Source organism: Pontibacter actiniarum, assembly GCF_003585765.1.
Taxonomy (GTDB): Bacteria; Bacteroidota; Bacteroidia; order Cytophagales; family Hymenobacteraceae; genus Pontibacter; species Pontibacter actiniarum.
Window position 1 is genome coordinate 344,089 of sequence record NZ_CP021235.1, and the last position, 18,587, is coordinate 362,675.

Consider the following 18,587-nt stretch of genomic DNA (forward strand, 5'->3'; position numbering starts at 1 on the left):
GGGGTCGGACAGACACATTTTGCGGTTTTATGCCGCAGGAAGCATATTCTTACAATGGAGAGTTTGATCCTGGCTCAGGATGAACGCTAGCGGCAGGCCTAATACATGCAAGTCGAACGGATCAGGTTCCTTCGGGGACCTGGTTAGTGGCGCACGGGTGCGTAACGCGTATGCAACCTACCTTCCACAGGGGGATAGCCCGGAGAAATCCGGATTAATACCGCATGTGACCACGAGAGGGCATCCGACCGTGGTAAAAGCTTCGGCGGTGGAAGATGGGCATGCGTGCCATTAGCTAGATGGCGGGGTAACGGCCCACCATGGCTACGATGGCTAGGGGTTCTGAGAGGATGGTCCCCCACACTGGTACTGAGACACGGACCAGACTCCTACGGGAGGCAGCAGTAGGGAATATTGGGCAATGGCCGAGAGGCTGACCCAGCCATGCCGCGTGCAGGAAGAAGGCCTTCTGGGTTGTAAACTGCTTTTGTATGGGAAGAAAACGCCCCTGCGGGGGTAACTGACGGTACCATGCGAATAAGCACCGGCTAACTCCGTGCCAGCAGCCGCGGTAATACGGAGGGTGCAAGCGTTGTCCGGATTTATTGGGTTTAAAGGGTGCGTAGGCGGCCCGTTAAGTCAGCGGTGAAATCCCACGGCTCAACCGTGGAACTGCCGTTGATACTGGCGGGCTTGAGTTCGGTCGAGGCGGGCGGAACTGGCGGTGTAGCGGTGAAATGCTTAGATACCGCCAAGAACCCCGATTGCGTAGGCAGCTCGCTGGGCCGAAACTGACGCTGAGGCACGAAAGCGTGGGGAGCGAACAGGATTAGATACCCTGGTAGTCCACGCCGTAAACGATGATGACTCGATGTTGGCGATACACTGTCAGCGTCCAAGCGAAAGCGTTAAGTCATCCACCTGGGGAGTACGCCCGCAAGGGTGAAACTCAAAGGAATTGACGGGGGCCCGCACAAGCGGTGGAGCATGTGGTTTAATTCGATGATACGCGAGGAACCTTACCTAGGCTAGAATGCGCGTGACCGCTCCAGAGATGGAGCCTCCCTTCGGGGCACAAAGCAAGGTGCTGCATGGCCGTCGTCAGCTCGTGCCGTGAGGTGTTGGGTTAAGTCCCGCAACGAGCGCAACCCCTATCTTCAGTTGCCAGCACATCATGGTGGGGACTCTGGAGAGACTGCCTCCGCAAGGAGCGAGGAAGGCGGGGACGACGTCAGGTCATCATGGCCCTTACGCCTAGGGCTACACACGTGCTACAATGGCCGGTACAGAGGGTTGCCACCCAGCGATGGGGCGCCAATCTCAAAAAGCCGGTCTCAGTTCGGATCGGAGTCTGCAACTCGACTCCGTGAAGCCGGAATCGCTAGTAATCGCGTATCAGCAACGACGCGGTGAATACGTTCCCGGGCCTTGTACACACCGCCCGTCAAGCCATGGAAGTCAGGGAGACCTGAAGCCGGTGACCTCAAAGGAGCCGTCTAGGGTAAAACTGGTAACTGGGGCTAAGTCGTAACAAGGTAGCCGTACCGGAAGGTGCGGCTGGATCACCTCCTTTCTAGGGACGGCCCTCGGCTCCCCTAAGGCTTACGTTAACGTCTGTCTCGGCAATTGCTCAAAACTCACTTACTCGGGCGGCCAGGCCCGGCCAGAGAAGCGGGCTTGTAGCTCAGGTGGTTAGAGCGCTACACTGATAATGTAGAGGTCCGTGGTTCGAGTCCACGCAGGCCCACCGCGAATTACCTGGGGGATTAGCTCAGCTGGCTAGAGCGCCTGCTTTGCACGCAGGAGGTCAACGGTTCGACTCCGTTATTCTCCACACCGAGAGTAAACACAAGGCAGGAACGACAGGTTCTTGCTTCATATCTTAAAGAGTTGGCAAAAGGGCTAGATGTCTAACATCTAGCGTCTAATGTCCAGCGTCTTCAGGAGAAAGTTCTTTGACATGATGGGAGAGAGACAAAAGAAATAGACTAGGCCCTAGCGATAGGGCCCTAGTGCGAGAGAGGCGGGCCGGCCCACGCTTGTGGGGCCGGCCGAAGACGCAGAGAAGGGCGCACGGGGGATGCCTAGGCTCTCAGAGGCGATGAAGGACGCGACAAGCTGCGATAAGCTTCGGGGATCGGCACATACGAGTTGATCCGAAGATTTCCGAATGGGGCAACCCAGTGTATTGAAGATACACTACCCTACGGGGGGCGAACCCGGGGAACTGAAACATCTAAGTACCCGGAGGAAGAGAAAACAACAGTGATTCCGCAAGTAGTGGCGAGCGAACGCGGATTAGCCCAAACCAGTGCTGTTACGGCAGCCCTGGGGTTGTAGGACCACGTCGTGGGACCAAGTATTGAAGCATAACAGGCTGGGAAGCCTGACCATAGGGGGTGATAGTCCCGTGTGCGTAAGCTGCTTGGCCCTAGTGGTATCCTGAGTAGGGCGGGACCGGAGAAATCCCGCCTGAATCCACCGGCACCATCCGGTAAGGCTAAATACTCCTGAGAGACCGATAGTGAACCAGTACCGTGAGGGAAAGGTGAAAAGCACCGTGAATAACGGGGTGAAACAGATCCTGAAACCGTGCGCTTACAAGCGGTCGGAGCCACTTCGTGTGGTGACGGCGTGCCTTTTGCATAATGAGCCTACGAGTTACTCCTCCCTGGCGAGGTTAAGTGTTTGAAAGCACGGAGCCGCAGCGAAAGCGAGTCTGAACAGGGCGCGCAGTCAGGGGGGGTAGACGCGAAACTTTGTGATCTACCCATGGGCAGGATGAAGGCTGGGTAAAACCAGTTGGAGGTCCGAACCAGTTTACGTTGAAAAGTATTTGGATGACCTGTGGGTAGGGGTGAAAGGCCAATCAAACTGAGAAATAGCTCGTACTCCCCGAAATGCCTTTAGGGGCAGCGTCGTGGTGGAGTCATATGGAGGTAGAGCTACCGATAGGACTAGGGGGAGTCACATCCTACCGAATCCTGACGAACTCCGAATGCCATTTGATATACACGGCAGTGAGGCCTGGGGTGCTAAGGTCCCAGGCCGAGAGGGAAAGAACCCAGACCGCCAGCTAAGGTCCCAAAGTCTGCGCTAAGTTGAACAAAGGGGGTCCAGTTGCCTAGACAGCCAGGAGGTTGGCTTGGAAGCAGCCATTCCTTTAAAGAGTGCGTAACAGCTCACTGGTCGAGCGACAGGGCATCGATAATAATCGGGCATCAAGCACAGCACCGAAGCTGCGGATTGTATTTATACACTGGTAGGGGAGCATTCCAAGGGCGACGAAGGCGTCCCGGCAAGGGGCGTTGGAGCGCTTGGAAAAGCAAATGTAGGCATAAGTAACGATAATGCGGGCGAGAAACCCGCACACCGAAAGACCAAGGTTTCCTGATCAACGCTAATCGGATCAGGGTTAGTCGGGTCCTAAGGCCGAGGCGAAAGCGCAGGTCGATGGACAACTGGTTAATATTCCAGTACCGGCACGTCATAGCGATGCGGTGACGGAGAAGTGAAAGGACGGCGCGCTGACGGAATAGCGCGTTTAAGGGCGTAGGTAGTAGGACGGTTGTGAAGTACGCCGACCTAGCTGAAACCCGAAAGTACTCCGCGGCCCCGGCCAAGGAGATCGTCCCTAATCAGGCTCCCTAGAAAACCCGCTAAGCGTTTAAATGGCTTGCCGCCCGTACCGCAAACCGACACAGGTGGTCGAGGAGAGAATCCTAAGGTGCTCGAGTGAATCACGGCCAAGGAACTCGGCAAAATGGCCCTGTAACTTCGGGAGAAGGGGCGCTTCCTGCTAGCAATAGCAGAAGCCGCAGTGAAAAGGCCCAGGCGACTGTTTAACAAAAACACATGGCTTTGCGAAATCGAGAGATGAAGTATAAGGCCTGACACCTGCCCGGTGCCGGAAGGTTAAGAGGGGGGGTTAGCCGTAAGGCGAAGCTCTGAATCGAAGCCCCGGTAAACGGCGGCCGTAACTATAACGGTCCTAAGGTAGCGAAATTCCTTGTCGGGTAAGTTCCGACCTGCACGAATGGTGTAACGATCTGGGCGCTGTCTCAGCCGTGAGCTCGGTGAAATTGTAGTCTCGGTGAAGATGCCGAGTACCCGCAACGGGACGGAAAGACCCCATGAACCTTTACTATAGCTTAGCATTGACGCTGGGTAACTCATGTGTAGGATAGGTTGGAGGCTTTGAAGCGGCGTCGCCAGGCGTCGTGGAGCCGTCCTTGAAATACAACCCTTGAGTTGCTTGGCGCCTAACCTTGTAAGACAGGGGACAGTGCTTGGTGGGTAGTTTGACTGGGGTGGTCGCCTCCAAAACAGTAACGGAGGCTTTCAAAGGTGCCCTCAGCACGCTTGGTAACCGTGCGCAGAGCGCAATAGCATAAGGGCGCTTGACTGTGAGGCCCACAAGCCGAGCAGGGCCGAAAGGCGGATATAGTGATCCGGTGGTTCCGCATGGAAGGGCCATCGCTCAAAGGATAAAAGGTACTCTGGGGATAACAGGCTGATCTCCCCCAAGAGCTCATATCGACGGGGAGGTTTGGCACCTCGATGTCGGCTCGTCACGTCCTGGGGCTGGAGAAGGTCCCAAGGGTTCGGCTGTTCGCCGATTAAAGTGGCACGCGAGCTGGGTTCAGAACGTCGTGAGACAGTTCGGTCCCTATCTGTTGTGGGCGTAGGAGATTTGAGGGGTCCTGACCTTAGTACGAGAGGACCGGGTTGGACGAGCCTCTGGTGGACCTGTTGTGGCGCCAGCCGCAGCGCAGGGTAGCTACGCTCGGACGGGATAAGCGCTGAAAGCATCTAAGCGCGAAACCCGCCCCAAGATGAGATCTCCCTTAAGGGCCGTCAAAGACGATGACGTCGATAGGCCGCAGGTGTAAAGCCAGGAATGGCAAAGCCGAGCGGTACTAATTGCCCGAGCGCGTCCGGTCAGCAGCACCGGCCCGCCGCTCTCGATTTTGTTTCTCCCCCACAAGTCATGTCATAAAGCATCCGGCACGCATAACAGCCGTGCGCAAGATAATGGTGGCTATGGCCCCGGTGAGCACCTCTTCCCATCCCGAACAGAGAAGTTAAGCCCGGGCGCGCCGATGGTACTGGGGTCACACCCGGGAGAGTAGGTGGCCGCCAACCCCAACAAAGAGCGCCCCCTCCGCAGCCGCGGAGCGGGGCGCTCCCTTTTTACCCCCGTCCCGAAACCGCACCACCCGCACCAGGCAGGGCCTGAAGGAGGAGCGGTGGCGCGTGCAGCAGCACAGCAAGCAGCCGCCAGAGCAACAAGCCCGTGGCAGAGAGCAAACGGAAACAAACACAAAGGCCCCGGCGCGAAAGAGCGCCGGGGCCTTTGCCTTTTTCAGGGCCGGACGGGTTAGCTGTTGATGAAGCGCGGGTGGATCAGGTTCTCCACCGAGAACACCTCGTCCGAAACAGCAGACAGACCACCTTCCGCATTTTCTTTACCCGAACTACAAGGATGATTTAGGAGTATAGGTGTGGAGCAGTTGCTTTTTCCCCTGCTCCTCCATAAATTGAAATATGACATTCTTATATCCGTCCTTTCTTTTTGCGCTTGCAGCTGTTGCAGTGCCGATAATCCTGCACCTGGTGCAGCTGCGGCGGGCTAAGCGAGTAGTTTTTAGCAATGTCAAGTTTATACAGGTTTCCAAAGACCTGACAGCTAGCCAGCGAAATCTAAAGGAGCTGTTGATCTTGTTGTGCCGCATCCTCTTTATTGTTTTCCTGGTATTGGCCTTTGCGCAACCCTTTCTGCCTGCTGCTGACGCAGCGGCTGGAGCGCGTGATGCAGAGGTGTCTGTGGCTGTAGATAACTCTTATAGTATGGAGAACCTACATGAGGAGGAGGAGCTCACCCTGCTGCATGTTGCCACAGACCGTGCTAAAGCCATCGCGGATCTTTTCCCTCCCTCATCTGCTTTCAAACTCTTTTCTACTGATAAGGTTAACCATGGAGCTGCTGTGCAGCAAAGTGAAGTGCCTGCTTATCTTGACCGGCTGAACTTCTCAGCGAAATCTTTTTCTCCTGCTGTAGCGGTAGGTGAGAAGCCTGCTCACACGTTTATCCTTTCCGATTTTCAGAAAGAGACGTTCTCTCCCGCTGCACTCGATGCATTTGACACCTTAACGCAGGTACACCTGGTGCCACTGGCGGCCGCCAATACCGTGAACATCACGGTTGACTCTGTTTACCTGGAGGATGAGTTTATTAGGCCCGGCACTGAAAGCGTACTGCATGTGTTACTGGCAAACACCGGCTCTGAGCCGGTGGAGGATGTGCCTGTAAAGCTGTTTATCAACGACCAGCAGGTTTCAGCGTTAAGTATAGACCTGCCGGCCCAACAGTCTACGGAAGCTGTTATGGCGTTTAGGGCAGCGGGTAGCGGCGTGCAAAAGGCCTATCTACAGGTAGAGGACTACCCGGTGGAGTTCGATAACACCTACTATTTTGTCCTGTCCCCGTCATCCCCGATCTCCGTTACAGAAATCACGGACCAGGCCAATACCTCTTTGCAGCGCCTTTACCGTAATGAGCCTTTCTTTGATTACAGAGCCTACAGCAGTAACAATGTAGACTATGCCGCACTTGCCGCCTCCGATGTGGTACTACTGAACGGCATAGAGACACTTTCGCCAGGGTTGGCAGCTACCCTGGCAAATTATGTGAAGGCAGGCGGAACACTGGCTGTGCTCCCTCCTGCAGGGCAGGAAGGAGGAGCCTACGCGTCTCTTTTTCAGAACCTGGGCCTTACGGCCTCGTTTACCGGGAGCAGCGCCACAGCGCCAAAAACTAGTCTGGCTCCCCCGGACCCTAACAGCCCTTTTTTCAGGAGCATTTTCTCTGATTTTGACCCGAAGATGCAGATGCCTTCCGCAGCCAGAAGTATAGCCTGGTCCCGGGCGTCAGAGGACGTTCTGAAGTATAGAGGCGGTGCTCCCTTCTTTTCGCGCTTTGACAGGGGCAGTGGCGCAGTGTACCTGATGGCGGCACCCTTGGATGAGGAGCTGAGTTCCTTGCCGAACCACGCGCTCTTTGTGCCGCTGATGTACCGGCTGGCTATCAGCAGCTATAAGCAGGAGCAACAGCTGGCTTATGCCTTGGGTGGTGGTACAGTGCAGGTGCCGGCTGTGTCGCTGAGCAAAAAGGAGGGCGTATACAAACTGCAGCAGGATACCGTGGCCTTTATTCCGGAACAGCAGGTGCGAGGGGGCAAGCTATACTTTAATGTGCCTGCGGATATGGGGCAGGCGGGCTTTTCCACGCTGCAGCTACAGGACTCCACCATAGCGACTTTGGCGTTTAACTACGGAAAAAAAGAGTCTCAGCTAGAGCAGTATACCCCCGAAGAGCTTCGCGCTTTAGTAGGTGAGGAGAGGCCCAATGTGCATGTGTATGCGTACGGAGATGCCTTTTCTGTGAAAGGTGAGTTCGAAAAAAGATATTTTGGCGTTAAGCTTTGGAAATATTGCCTAATATTGTGTCTGTTTTTCCTGATGGCCGAAATAGCACTTATTAGATTCCTCTAACATGAAAGTACTTCTCAGAGCAGCAACTATTTACAATCCACAGTCCGAGTTTCACCTGCAGCAACAGAACATCCTGATAGAGAACGGTACCATTGCCTACATAGGACCGGATGAACAGCACGCCGATAAAGTTATTGCCAGAGATGGCCTGTGCGTGTCGGCGGGATGGGTAGACATGCATGCCTTTGCCGGGGAACCGGGGCTGGAGTACAAAGAAGATCTGGAAAGCCTTGCTGCCGCTGCCGTGGCAGGCGGTTTTACGGAGGTGCTGCTGCTGCCTAACACGGAGCCGGTTGTGCAGACGAAGAGCGCCATTAGCTACATCAAAAACAGAAGCCAGAGTTTGCCGGTAACATTCCTGCCAGCCGGTGCCGTAACCGTAGAGGCAGCAGGAAAAGACCTGACAGAGATGATTGACCTGCACCGCGCCGGCGCTGTTGCATTCACGGACGGCACGCATCCCTTGCAGGGTGCGGATGTAATGCTGAAGGCACTGCAGTATCTGCAGACGTTCAACGGTGTGCTGCTGAACAAGCCGGAGCACACCCGCCTGACTGAGAACGGGCAGATGCACGAGGGCGAAGCCAGTACACGCCTCGGCATGAAAGGCATTCCGGCACTGGCCGAAGAGGTAACGGTGACCCGCGATCTGCAGCTGCTGCGTTACACCGGCGGAAAGCTGCACTTCTCCCTTATTTCCACTGCGGCTGCCGTCGCCTCTATTCGTAAGGCCAAAGAGGAAGGGCTGGAGGTAACCTGCGATGTGGCCAGCTACCAAGCCGCCTTTACAGATGAAACCATTGAGCCCTTCGATACAAACTACAAAGTAGCACCGCCGTTCCGCAGCGCAGCAGACGCAGCGGCGATTAAGGAAGGACTGAAGGACGGGACGATTGATGTGCTGGTGTCGGGGCATGTGCCGCAGGATGTGGAGGCCAAGAAGCTGGAGTTTGACCTGGCGGAATTTGGCATCATTAACCTGGAGACAGCCTTTGCCGTGGCTCACACCACCCTGGAGCTGCCGCTGGGGGCCCTGCTTGAGAAGCTGACCACCAACCCGCGCCGTATTCTGGGGCTGCCGGAGGTGCGCCTGGCTGTAGGAGAGGCCGCCAACCTGACACTCTTTAACCCGCATATCACCTGGGAGCCTACGGCAGAAAACACCAAATCAAAGTCCTACAACAGCCCCTTCTTTGGGCAGCAGCTAAAAGGCAGGGCCCTCGGCACGATTCACAGAGGGCAATTAGTGCTCAACGATTCTTTTTAATATATTTATACTTATATTGGATTGGAGCAGGGCCTGTACGAGGCTGCTCCTGTAGAGACTATGTTCAATCAAACAATTGTGCGGGAGGGGATACGCTACGGCGTACTGTGTGGCATTGCGTGCTTTGCACTAGTGGCCCTGATCTATTTTTTAGGCTATAACCCCTTCGGCGAGTTGGGGCGCCTGACGTACCTGCCCATCCCGGTGTTTATTTTCCTGGGCATCCGAAACTATAAGAAGTACAACGATAGTGAGTTGAGCTTCGGGAAGGGCATCCGGCTAGGGCTGGCGGTTTCGTTTTACACAGCGCTTTGTGCCGCCATGCTGGTGTTTATCTTTATATTTTTGGTGGGCCCTGAGATTATACAGCAGCACGTGGCAGAAATGAAGGCTTTGCTGGAAGAGACGCGCGAGGAGCAGATAAAGCTGCTGGGGCAGCAAATGTATGAGGAGGGCTTCAAGGCCCTGGATTCGGTATCACCAAGTATGTTGGCCGCGGACGATTTTGTGCGGAGGATTTTTGCAGGGGGGATTTTTTCGTTGGTGGCTGCCGTATTTTTCAGGAAATAGCAACCTCTAACCTTTTAAAACTAAACACTATGACTGAGAAAGAACCCTCTGTTGGATCTGTAGCCTTAAAGTGGGGCTTTATCTTCGCGCTTGTCGGCGTTATTTTTAGCCTTATACTGATGGTTTCCGGCCTGGCGGAAAACCGCTGGCTGTCCAGCCTGGCGTACCTTATCCTGATTGCAGGCATCGTGGTGGCCATGAAAAACTACAAGGAGCAGAACTATGGCTATATGTCCTATGGGCAGGGCCTCGGGATCGGCACCATTGTTTCAGGGGTGTTCGGCTTCCTGTCCGGCCTGTTTACCTGGCTGTATGTGGAGTTTGTGGACACAGAGTACATGGGCCGCGTAATGGAGCAGCAGCGCGAGGAGATGATCCGCCAGGGCCTGACCGACGAGCAGATCGATGCCGGTATGGCGATGGCTGAGAACTTCCAGGGGCCGGTGACCATGATTCTGGGAGCCACCATTGTTACGTTGATTATAGGGTTTATCCTGTCGCTGATCATCTCTGCGGTGATGAAAAACAAGCGACCGGAGTTTGAATAGAACATGCAATACGCTTACGATATTTCGGTAGTAGTTCCGCTGTATAACGAGGAGGAGTCGCTGCCTGAACTTGTGCGCTGGATCAAACGTGTGATGCACGCGCACGAGTTCTCTTACGAGGTTATTCTGGTGGATGACGGCAGCACCGACCATTCCTGGGACGTGGTTCACGCCCTTGGAGAGGAAGACAAAGCCGTGAAAGGCATCAGCTTTAACCGTAACTACGGCAAGTCTGCCGCGCTTAACGAGGGCTTCCGGCGTTGTACCGGGGAAGTGGTGATTACCATGGACGCCGACCTGCAGGACAGCCCGGAGGAGATTCCGGGGCTTTACGACCTCATTAAGCACCAGAAGTATGATTTGATCAGCGGTTGGAAGAAAAAGCGCTTCGACCCGCTCAGCAAAACTATCCCTACAAAGCTGTTTAACGCCGCCACCCGCAAGCTGTCTGGCATACAGCTGCATGACTTTAACTGTGGCCTGAAGGCTTACCGCCAGCTGGTGGTGAAGAGCATAGAGGTACACGGTGAGATGCACCGCTACATTCCGGTTATTGCCAAATGGAATGGCTTTACCAAGATTGGCGAGAAGGTAGTGCAGCACCAGGAGCGCAAGTACGGCACCACCAAGTTTGGGCTGGAGCGTTTCGTCTACGGCTTTCTGGACCTGCTTTCGATTACCTTTGTGAGCCGCTTTAAGAAGCGCCCGATGCACTTCTTCGGAACAATGGGTACGCTTATGTTTGTGGTTGGCCTTGGCATAACGTTCTGGCTCATCGCCCAGAAGCTCTTCGGCCTGTACTTTAACGGCCGTGCCCGTGACATTGTGGACCAGCCGTTGTTTTTCCTGGCGCTGGTAGCGGTGGTGCTGGGGGTGCAGCTGTTCTTGGCTGGTTTCCTGGCCGAGATGATCTCTATGGCATCCAACAAGCGTAACGAGTACCTGGTCCGTGATAGGGTGGGTGCCCTGAAAAAGTAATGGCGAGGCGGGTAACCATCGTAGGGCCGGCGCACCCGCTGCGCGGCGGAGGTATGGCTACCTTTAACGAGCGCCTGGCTTATGCTTTCCAGGAGGCCGGCGACGAGGTGGAGATCGTTACCTTCAGCCTGCAGTACCCCTCTTTTCTTTTCCCGGGCAAGAGCCAGTATACCACGGAGCCAGCCCCTGCCGGCCTTCGGATCAAGGCGCTGATCAACTCGATAAACCCGCTGAGCTGGTGGCGTACAGGGCGCTACATTCAGCAGCAACGGCCCGATCTGGTGATTTTCCGGTACTGGCTGCCCTTTATGGGGCCTGCGCTCGGCACCATAGCCCGGCTCATCCGCCGGAATAAGTACAGCCGTGTTCTGGCTATTACCGACAATGTGGTGCCGCACGAGAAGCGCCCCGGCGATGTGCCCTTCACAAAGTATTTCTTCAGCTCCTGCCATGGCTTTGTAACCATGTCGCGCTCGGTGCAGGAGGACCTGCAGCAGTTTGAGCCCCGCAAGCCCAGCGCCTATCTGCCGCACCCGCTCTACGATAACTTTGGAGAGGCGGAGCCCAAAGAGGCCGCCTGCGCCGCTCTAAACCTCGACCCAACGTGTAACTACATTCTTTTCTTTGGTTTTATCCGTGCGTATAAAGGCCTGGACCTGCTGCTGCAGGCTATGGCAGACCCACAGGTAAAGGAGTTGCAGGGGCTTAAGCTGATCGTTGCCGGGGAGTACTACGAAGATGCTGCCCCCTACCTGCAACAGATAGAGCAGCTGCAGCTACAGGATAGGCTGGTGCTCCGCACCGACTTTATACCCAATGCCGAGGTGCGCCACTACTTCTGCGCGGCTGACCTGGTGGTGCAGCCTTACCGGCACGCTACCCAGAGCGGCGTAACACAGGTTGCCTACCATTTCGATAAGCCGATGGTGGTGACGCGCGTGGGAGGCCTGTCAGAACTGGTGCCGGACGGGGAGGTGGGCTATGTGGTAGAGCCGCAACCGGAAGCCATCGCCGCCGCTATCCGCCAGTTCTATACTTCAGGCGCTGCGGCCACCTTTTCCCGGAACATCAGCAAGTATAAGCAGCGTTTTAGCTGGAGCCGCTTTGTGGCCGCTGTCCGTGAGCTGGCAGACAAGGTTCGTAGCTAAGGATTATACTGCGTTCACTCACTTCCCGGTATTCAGGGTAATTCTTCGGAGCCTAGCTTTGTTTAAACAGTACAGGTGGTAGCTGTACCGTTTTGCGCTCAATCACGATGAAGACTTACCTACTACTACTGTTTCTGTACCTCTTAGGCTGCCTGCCAGCCTTTGCCCAAACCATCGATAGCCGCCGCTCCTCTGTTTCGTTTACCGTTGAAAACATGGGCACGGACTACACAGAAGGTAAATTTAACAGTATTTATGGCCGTGTTCTGCTGGACCCCCTGCACCTGGCAGAGGCGCAGATAGAGGCCGTGGTAGACATCACATCGCTTGGTACGGGCATGGAAATGCGCGACAGGCACTTGCACCAGGCTGTGTTCTTTGATGTGGAGACCTACCCGGTGGCAACCTTCTTATGCGACCATATTGTGCGGAGTAGCTTCGGCTACGTTGCCACAGGCACCCTGGAGGTAAAAGGGCGCAGCAAAGAAATCCGAATTCCGTTTACAATTCTCAACCATGAGCAGGAGCAGCTGCTGGAGGGGCACGTTGTGCTTAACCGCCAGGATTTTGGTTTGGGGGAAGGGATAAGCCCGCTGATCGTGGGAAATGAGGTGAGGGTGTCCATCAAGTGTTATGTGCTGAAGTAGCGCGGGCAAGAATAGAATTGCAGCTATATTTGCCAAAAATTACCCCATGGTTAAAGCAGAACAGTATAGCGGGCTAGCACCTGCGCTTAGGCAGCAGTTGGCGCATTGCATTGATGAGGAGTTTGGGCACGTAGCCTTTGTGCAGGAGCGCGAGTGGGCGCAGCCGGACTGGGTATTGGCAAAGTATGAAGGGAAGGAACTGGCTACTTTCTGCAACGTGGTGCTGCGCAGGGTACTCATGGACGGGCAGCTTTACACCGTGGCAGGCATCAACAACGTAATTACACCCAGGGCCTTCCGGGGCAGAGGCTACGCTAGCCAGGTGCTGCGCGAAACCGAGCAGTTTATTTTTGAGGAGTTAGAGTGTGCCCACGGTTTGCTGCTTTGCGCCGATGCCCTGTTGCCGTTCTACAGCCGCCTGGGCTGGTATAAGCTGGAAAACTGCTCTCTGCGCTACCACCAGCCGTCGGGCGAGCAGTTGTACGACTCCAACGTTATGCTGCTGTCGCCTGGGCAGCAGCACTCTTTCCGCCCGCAGCACATAAACCTGAACGGCCTGCCCTGGTAGCTTCACCTTTGTGTAATAGCCGCAAAGGCAGCCACTGTAGCAGGCCTTTGCGGTTACTTCTGCCAGGTAAAGGAGAAGCGGGCGCCCTGCCCAAGCGCAGAGTCTATCCAGATGCGGCCTCCTTTGTCTTCCACAATCTTTTTAACCGTGGCCAGTCCGATTCCGGTGCCTTTGGTTCTGCTGGTATCCCGCAGGAGGCGCTCATACAGGCCGAATACTTTCTGGTGATGCTCCGGCGCGATGCCCGGCCCGTCGTCCTGCACAAAGAACGTGTACATGCCCTTTTGCTCCGCCTCCATACCTATGGATAGGTGGCCGCGGCCTGTGTGGTGGTATTTAATGGCGTTGGAGATGAGGTTGGCAAACACCTGCTGCAGCAGCACCTTCTCCGTCTGAAAGGTAGGAAGCCCCGGGGCAACGACAACCGTAAAGTTACCGGACCTCTCCAGCTCCGATAACACCTGCCGTACCAGCCGCTCCACGTCAACGTTCTCTTTCGGGAGGTCGCGTACGTTCGTCATAGAATACTCCAGCAGCCCTGTCACAAGCTTTTCCATGGTGGAGATGCGCTCTTTTAGCAGGTGCAGGTTACTGCCCAGGTTGCCGTAGTCTTTCTCCTGCAGGTCCTCCTGCAGCCACTCCGTCACTGCCTGCATGTTCATAATCGGCTCCTTCAGGTCGTGCGATACCATGTGCACGAACTGGTCCAGCTTCTCGTTGGCCACCTGCAGTTGCTGCTTCTCGGTTTCGAGCTGCTTTTGCTTCAGGCGTAGCTCCATGTTGGTAATCACCTGCTTGGAGAGCACCTCCAGCGCGTATTTCTGGTCCGGTGTAAGGCGGCGCGGGATGGTGTCGAGCACACAGAGCGTGCCCAGTTTGTGGCCGCTCGCGGTGACAAGCTGAGAGCCGGCGTAAAACCGTATGTTCGGGTCGTCGGTGACCATCGGGTTATTCTTAAAGCGCTGGTCCTCCATCGTGTCCTGTACTTCGAACACCTCGCTTTGCCGAATGGCGTGCTGGCAGAACGAAATAGAGCGGGGTGTTTCCGGAATGCCAATGCCTAACCGGGACTTAAACCACTGCCGGTTCTCATCTATCAGGCTGATAAGGGAAATAGGCGTACCGCAGATCTGGGAGGCCAGCTGTGTCAGCTCGTCGAACTCCTGCTCGGCCGGCGTGTCCAGAATATCGAGGCTGTTCAGCTCTTCCAGGCGTTCTGACTCTTGCATCGTTTTCGTATCTTCTGCAACCATGGTCGCGGTAAAGTTTGGTACGGTTGTTAAATTAAATTTAAATTGGAAAAGTTCAAATAGGGAGGCGTGTAATAGCAGGTAACTTTATACTTTAAACGAGGGCGCCCACACGGGAGTATGTTTTGAGTAGAAAAGAATTATTGCAAGGTTTGGTATAACCGTGCTACCGTAGTGTACGGAAGGGGAGAGAAGCGGTACAGGCGAAAACAGAAAATCCCCGAGAACCGCAGCTCCCGGGGATTTATACGTTCTGCTTTAAGAAAAGCCTGTACCTATATCAGCTGTACTCCGGTGTAGTTAAAAGGGGAAATGCTTTTCAACTCCGCCTTTACTTCATCGCTTACCTGCAGCGTGTCAATAAAGGTATGGATACGCTGCTCCGTCATTTTCTCATTTTTGCGGGTCAGCTCTTTCAGGGCCTCGTACGGCTGCGGGTAGCCCTCCCGGCGCAACACAGTCTGGATGCCTTCCGCCACTACGGCCCAGTTATCCTCCAGGTGGTTGTGCAGTGCGGCTTCGTTCAGCTCCAGTTTTCCAATCCCTTTCTCCAGTGACTTTAGCGCGATAAGGAGATGCGCCAAAGGCACCCCCACGTTGCGGAGCACGGTAGAGTCGGTGAGGTCGCGTTGCAGGCGCGAGATCGGGAGCTTGGCGGAAAGGTGCTCCAGTATGGCGTTGGCTATACCAAGGTTACCCTCAGCGTTTTCAAAATCGATCGGGTTTACCTTGTGCGGCATGGCAGAGGAACCCACTTCGCCTGCTTTGATCTTCTGCTTAAAGTAACCCATCGAGATGTACTGCCACACATCGCGGGCGAAGTCCAGCAGGATGGTGTTCAGGCGCTTAAGCCCGTCAAAGTACGCTGCCAGGTTATCGTAGTGCTCAATCTGGGTTGTGTACTGGCTGCGCTGTAGCCCCAGTGCCTGCTGCACGAACTGGTTGCCAAACGCCGGCCAGTCTATACTTGGGTAGGCCACCGAGTGGGCGTTAAAGTTACCGGTGGCGCCACCGAACTTGGCCGAGAACGGCACTTGCTGCAGCAGGGAAAGCTGCTGTTGCAGGCGCTCGGCAAACACCATGATCTCCTTGCCCAGGCGGGTAGGGGAGGCGGGCTGGCCGTGGGTGTGCGCCAGCATCGGGATATCCTTCCACTGCCGGGCCAGTTCGCTCAGCGTCTCGTATATAGCCTGGTATGCCGGCTGTATCACCTGCTCGTGTGCCTCGCGCAGCGATAGCGGGATAGCCGTGTTGTTCACGTCCTGGGAGGTGAGGCCGAAGTGGATGAACTCCTTGTGCTCGCTCAGCCCCAGCTGATCAAACTGCTCTTTTAAAAAGTACTCTACTGCCTTTACGTCGTGGTTGGTGGTCTTCTCCGTTTCCTTGATCACCAGGGCATCCTCCTCGGAGAAGTGCTCATATATGGCGCGCAGCTTCGCAAACAGGCTGCTGTCGATGCTTTGCAGCTGTGGCAGCGGCAACTCGCAAAGGGAGATGAAGTACTCCACCTCTACCAGCACTCGGTAGCGGATCAGGCCAAATTCAGAAAAATACGGGGCAAGGGCGCTGGTGTGGCGGCGGTACCGGCCATCCACCGGCGAGATAGCAGTAAGTGTTGTTAAGTTCATGTTAAGGGCTGTGGTTCTCCTGTTCAAAGATACACAGGTTTGCCACAGTAAGCCAAAAATCAGGCAAACAGTTATGCGCACCCTGCTGCTGCTGCGCTGCCCGGGTGTTGATGGGTGCGGTAAGATGTTGATTTATAGGTGGTATTGTGCCTGAGTCGTACTCTTAAAGACACTGTTTGGCACTATGATTGCGTATACGGCCGTTGTAGACATATCCTATAAGGCCTGTAGCCGTAATAGGTGGGGTATATAGTAGAAGTTATACTTCAACCCACAGGGTTATATCGTATAATGTCTTTTTAAATACGCGCTACTTTTTTAGATACAGATCTTATTACTTAATTCGCATCGGATTATATTTTGGACCATCGTTTGAAAAACAGAATTCTCGCATGGGCTGGCGGCGTGCTGGCCTTCCTTTTACTGCTCGTGCTGCTGCTCTTTATATTCAGAAGCAGGGTTCTGAGCTATACCATTGATCGTATTGTCGCCAAGGTGGAAAACAAGTACCCGGCCGACCTCAACATTGGCAATGCCGAGTTTGTGGACTGGAACTCCGTGGTGCTGTCGGATATTTCCTTCGTTCCGCACCAGCTCGACACCCTCTTCACCACCGACAATGTATACGCCACCGTGAGTTTCCGCTCGATCTTCCAGGGCCGCATTGTGTTTAAGCGCTTGGAGGTGACCGACGGCTACCTGACCGCTGTGAAAAAGGGCAACCAGACCAACTTTGCCTTTCTCTTCAAAGATGGGGAGACGGCGGAGCCAGCCGACACGGCCGATACCGGGCGCAACTACGGCGCTTTGCTCAACCGGGTGATCGAAACTGCTTTTGACAATGTGCCGGACCAGGTGGACTTTAAGAACCTCAATGCCTCTTATGTCTCGCCTAACCGCACGATCGATTTCAGGATGCCTTTCCTGTTGGTAGACGACGGGCACATTGAGTCGGAAGTATATGTGCGCACAGACTCTCTGGTGAACAACATGCGCGTGCGCGGCACCATTGACCCGCGCGACTACCGTATCGCTACCAGCCTGTATGCCGCAGACACCAACGGGATACGCCTGCCTTACATACAGCAGAAGTTTGATGCAACGGTAGCCTTTGATACGCTGCACATCAGCCTGGATAACAAGCGCTTCCGCAACGATAAGCTGACTGTAAGTGGCCGCGCCGTAGTGGACGACCTCGTGCTGAACCACCCAAAGCTCGCCTCTGAGGACATTCAGGTGAGCGAAAGCGCCGTGGACTACGTGGTAACGCTGGGGCCGGACCTGTATGTGATCGACAGCCTGACGGAAGTGCGGGTAAACAAGGCCCGCGCCAACATCTACGCTGCCTACGAGAACAAAGACGCAAAGATCATAGACCTGAAGGTGAAGACCGAGAAGGTGCCTGCCAACGACTTTTTCGGCTCATTGCCGGCCGGTTTGTTCGAGAACCTGGAGGGGATAAAGGCGAAAGGATGGCTGCAGTACAACCTGAACTTCCATGTAAACATGGACAGCCTGGAGCAGGTGGTGTTTAACTCCGATCTGGATGCCTCTGATGACTTCAGGATTCTGGAGTGGGGCAACACGAATATAGAGAAGATAAAAGGCTCGTTCTCGCACACGGTGTATGAGTACGGGAAGCCGGTGCGAACCTTCACAGTTGGCCCTTCTAACCCTTTTTATAGCCCGATAGGAGAGGTGTCGCCCTACCTGCGCAACGCTATCTTGTCTGCCGAGGATGCAGGCTTCTACAGCCACAACGGCTTCCATGAGGAGGCGTTCCGGCAGGCGATCATCAAGAACCTGAAAGAGGGCGAGTTCGCCCGGGGCGGCAGCACGATCTCCATGCAGCTGGTGAAAAACGTGTTCCTGACGCGCAAGAAAACAGTGGCCCGTAAAGTAGAGGAGGCGATTATTGTGTGGATGATTGAGAACCTGGACCTAGTGTCGAAAAACCGCCTTTTTGAAGTATACCTGAACATTATTGAGTGGGGGCCAAATGTGTACGGTGCCAAGGATGCGTCCCGGTTTTATTTCGGGAAGCAGCCGTCGGAGCTGAACCTGGCGGAAGCCATCTTCCTGACCAGCATCATTCCAAGCCCCAAGCGGTACCGCTCCTCTTTTGACAGCTACGGCAACCTCCGCAACTATAAAGCCGGCTACTACCGCATGATCGGGGGGATTATGCGCCGCCGCGGCCTTATCTCGCAGGAGGAGTATGAGAACCTGTACCCGAACGTGCGCCTCTACGGCCGTGCCCGCGACCTGATTGTGACGGCGCAGGACAGCAGCGTAGTGGAGGAGGAAGACACCACGCAGTTTGAGCTGGAGAGCATCGATCTGCTGGACTTTTAGAGCCTGAAAGTATAAAAAAGCCTCTGTAGCTATGGTTACAGAGGCTTTTTGCTTTAAAAGAGGAAGATTGCGTA

11 protein-coding genes, 2 tRNA genes, 3 rRNA genes and 1 pseudogene are annotated in these 18,587 nt (G+C 55.0%); 15 read left to right on the top strand and 2 right to left on the bottom strand.

Features of this window, described 5'->3' with window-relative positions; translation table 11 throughout:
* Positions 1–51: 51 nt before the first annotated feature.
* From CA264_RS01455 to CA264_RS01515, 14 genes and pseudogenes are all read left to right on the top strand, one after another.
* A 16S ribosomal RNA gene (locus tag CA264_RS01455) occupies positions 52–1,573 on the top strand.
* A 100-nt stretch (positions 1,574–1,673) separates the two neighbouring features.
* Positions 1,674–1,747, top strand: a tRNA-Ile gene (locus CA264_RS01460).
* A gap of 13 nt (positions 1,748–1,760) precedes the next feature.
* Positions 1,761–1,834, top strand: a tRNA-Ala gene (locus CA264_RS01465).
* 217 nt (positions 1,835–2,051) lie between these two features.
* Positions 2,052–4,943: ribosomal RNA gene (locus CA264_RS01470) — 23S ribosomal RNA — on the top strand.
* Between the two features lie 90 nt (positions 4,944–5,033).
* Positions 5,034–5,145: ribosomal RNA gene (gene rrf / locus CA264_RS01475) — 5S ribosomal RNA — on the top strand.
* Together the 16S, 23S and 5S rRNA genes with 2 tRNA genes alongside form the textbook arrangement of a ribosomal RNA operon.
* Before the next feature lie 402 nt (positions 5,146–5,547).
* Positions 5,548–5,775 (top strand): annotated as a pseudogene (locus CA264_RS22475) (BatA domain-containing protein); the annotation flags it as partial.
* A 75-nt stretch (positions 5,776–5,850) separates the two neighbouring features.
* Positions 5,851–7,554, top strand: coding sequence for a COG1361 family protein (locus CA264_RS01480; RefSeq protein WP_237151161.1), 1,704 nt, complete (start codon positions 5,851–5,853; stop codon positions 7,552–7,554).
* Position 7,555: 1 nt separating this feature from the next.
* Entirely contained in the window at positions 7,556–8,821 is a 1,266-nt protein-coding gene (locus tag CA264_RS01485) for a dihydroorotase (RefSeq protein WP_025604044.1), read from the top strand.
* 60 nt (positions 8,822–8,881) lie between these two features.
* A complete protein-coding gene (locus CA264_RS01490) occupies positions 8,882–9,391 on the top strand; it encodes a DUF4199 domain-containing protein (RefSeq protein WP_036775076.1) in 510 nt (169 codons plus the stop codon).
* Positions 9,392–9,420: 29 nt separating this feature from the next.
* On the top strand, positions 9,421–9,939 hold the full coding sequence (locus CA264_RS01495; protein WP_025604046.1) for a DUF4199 domain-containing protein: 519 nt from the start codon (positions 9,421–9,423) through the stop codon (positions 9,937–9,939).
* 3 nt (positions 9,940–9,942) lie between these two features.
* Positions 9,943–10,917, top strand: a complete 975-nt coding sequence (locus CA264_RS01500; protein ID WP_025604047.1) for a glycosyltransferase family 2 protein — start codon at positions 9,943–9,945, stop codon at positions 10,915–10,917.
* Entirely contained in the window at positions 10,917–12,065 is a 1,149-nt protein-coding gene (locus tag CA264_RS01505) for a glycosyltransferase (RefSeq protein ID WP_025604048.1), read from the top strand. Before CA264_RS01500 ends, CA264_RS01505 begins: the two co-directional genes overlap by 1 nt.
* A gap of 107 nt (positions 12,066–12,172) precedes the next feature.
* Positions 12,173–12,712, top strand: a complete 540-nt coding sequence (locus CA264_RS01510) for a YceI family protein (RefSeq protein WP_025604049.1) — start codon at positions 12,173–12,175, stop codon at positions 12,710–12,712.
* Positions 12,713–12,758: 46 nt separating this feature from the next.
* Entirely contained in the window at positions 12,759–13,280 is a 522-nt protein-coding gene (locus tag CA264_RS01515; RefSeq protein ID WP_025604050.1) for a GNAT family N-acetyltransferase, read from the top strand.
* Between the two features lie 53 nt (positions 13,281–13,333).
* Here the strand turns inward: CA264_RS01515 and CA264_RS01520 are convergent, their stop codons facing one another.
* A complete protein-coding gene (locus CA264_RS01520) occupies positions 13,334–14,509 on the bottom strand; it encodes a sensor histidine kinase (protein WP_036775078.1) in 1,176 nt (391 codons plus the stop codon).
* 296 nt (positions 14,510–14,805) lie between these two features.
* Positions 14,806–16,158, bottom strand: coding sequence for an adenylosuccinate lyase (gene purB / locus CA264_RS01525; protein ID WP_025604052.1), 1,353 nt, complete (start codon positions 16,156–16,158; stop codon positions 14,806–14,808).
* A 372-nt stretch (positions 16,159–16,530) separates the two neighbouring features.
* Between purB and CA264_RS01530 the strand changes: the two genes are divergently transcribed.
* Positions 16,531–18,513 carry a biosynthetic peptidoglycan transglycosylase gene (locus tag CA264_RS01530; RefSeq protein WP_025604053.1) on the top strand — a complete coding sequence of 661 codons (1,983 nt, stop codon included), beginning with the start codon at positions 16,531–16,533 and terminating at the stop codon, positions 18,511–18,513.
* Positions 18,514–18,587: the final 74 nt, after the last annotated feature.

Coding starts and splice junctions, on each gene's coding strand:
- CA264_RS01480 (WP_237151161.1), top strand. CDS start 5,851: ATGGAGAACCTACATGAGGAGGAGGAGCTCACCCTGCTGCATGTTGCC.
- CA264_RS01485 (WP_025604044.1), top strand. CDS start 7,556: ATGAAAGTACTTCTCAGAGCAGCAACTATTTACAATCCACAGTCCGAG.
- CA264_RS01490 (WP_036775076.1), top strand. CDS start 8,882: ATGTTCAATCAAACAATTGTGCGGGAGGGGATACGCTACGGCGTACTG.
- CA264_RS01495 (WP_025604046.1), top strand. CDS start 9,421: ATGACTGAGAAAGAACCCTCTGTTGGATCTGTAGCCTTAAAGTGGGGC.
- CA264_RS01500 (WP_025604047.1), top strand. CDS start 9,943: ATGCAATACGCTTACGATATTTCGGTAGTAGTTCCGCTGTATAACGAG.
- CA264_RS01505 (WP_025604048.1), top strand. CDS start 10,917: ATGGCGAGGCGGGTAACCATCGTAGGGCCGGCGCACCCGCTGCGCGGC.
- CA264_RS01510 (WP_025604049.1), top strand. CDS start 12,173: ATGAAGACTTACCTACTACTACTGTTTCTGTACCTCTTAGGCTGCCTG.
- CA264_RS01515 (WP_025604050.1), top strand. CDS start 12,759: ATGGTTAAAGCAGAACAGTATAGCGGGCTAGCACCTGCGCTTAGGCAG.
- CA264_RS01520 (WP_036775078.1), bottom strand. CDS start 14,509: ATGCAAGAGTCAGAACGCCTGGAAGAGCTGAACAGCCTCGATATTCTG.
- purB (WP_025604052.1), bottom strand. CDS start 16,158: ATGAACTTAACAACACTTACTGCTATCTCGCCGGTGGATGGCCGGTAC.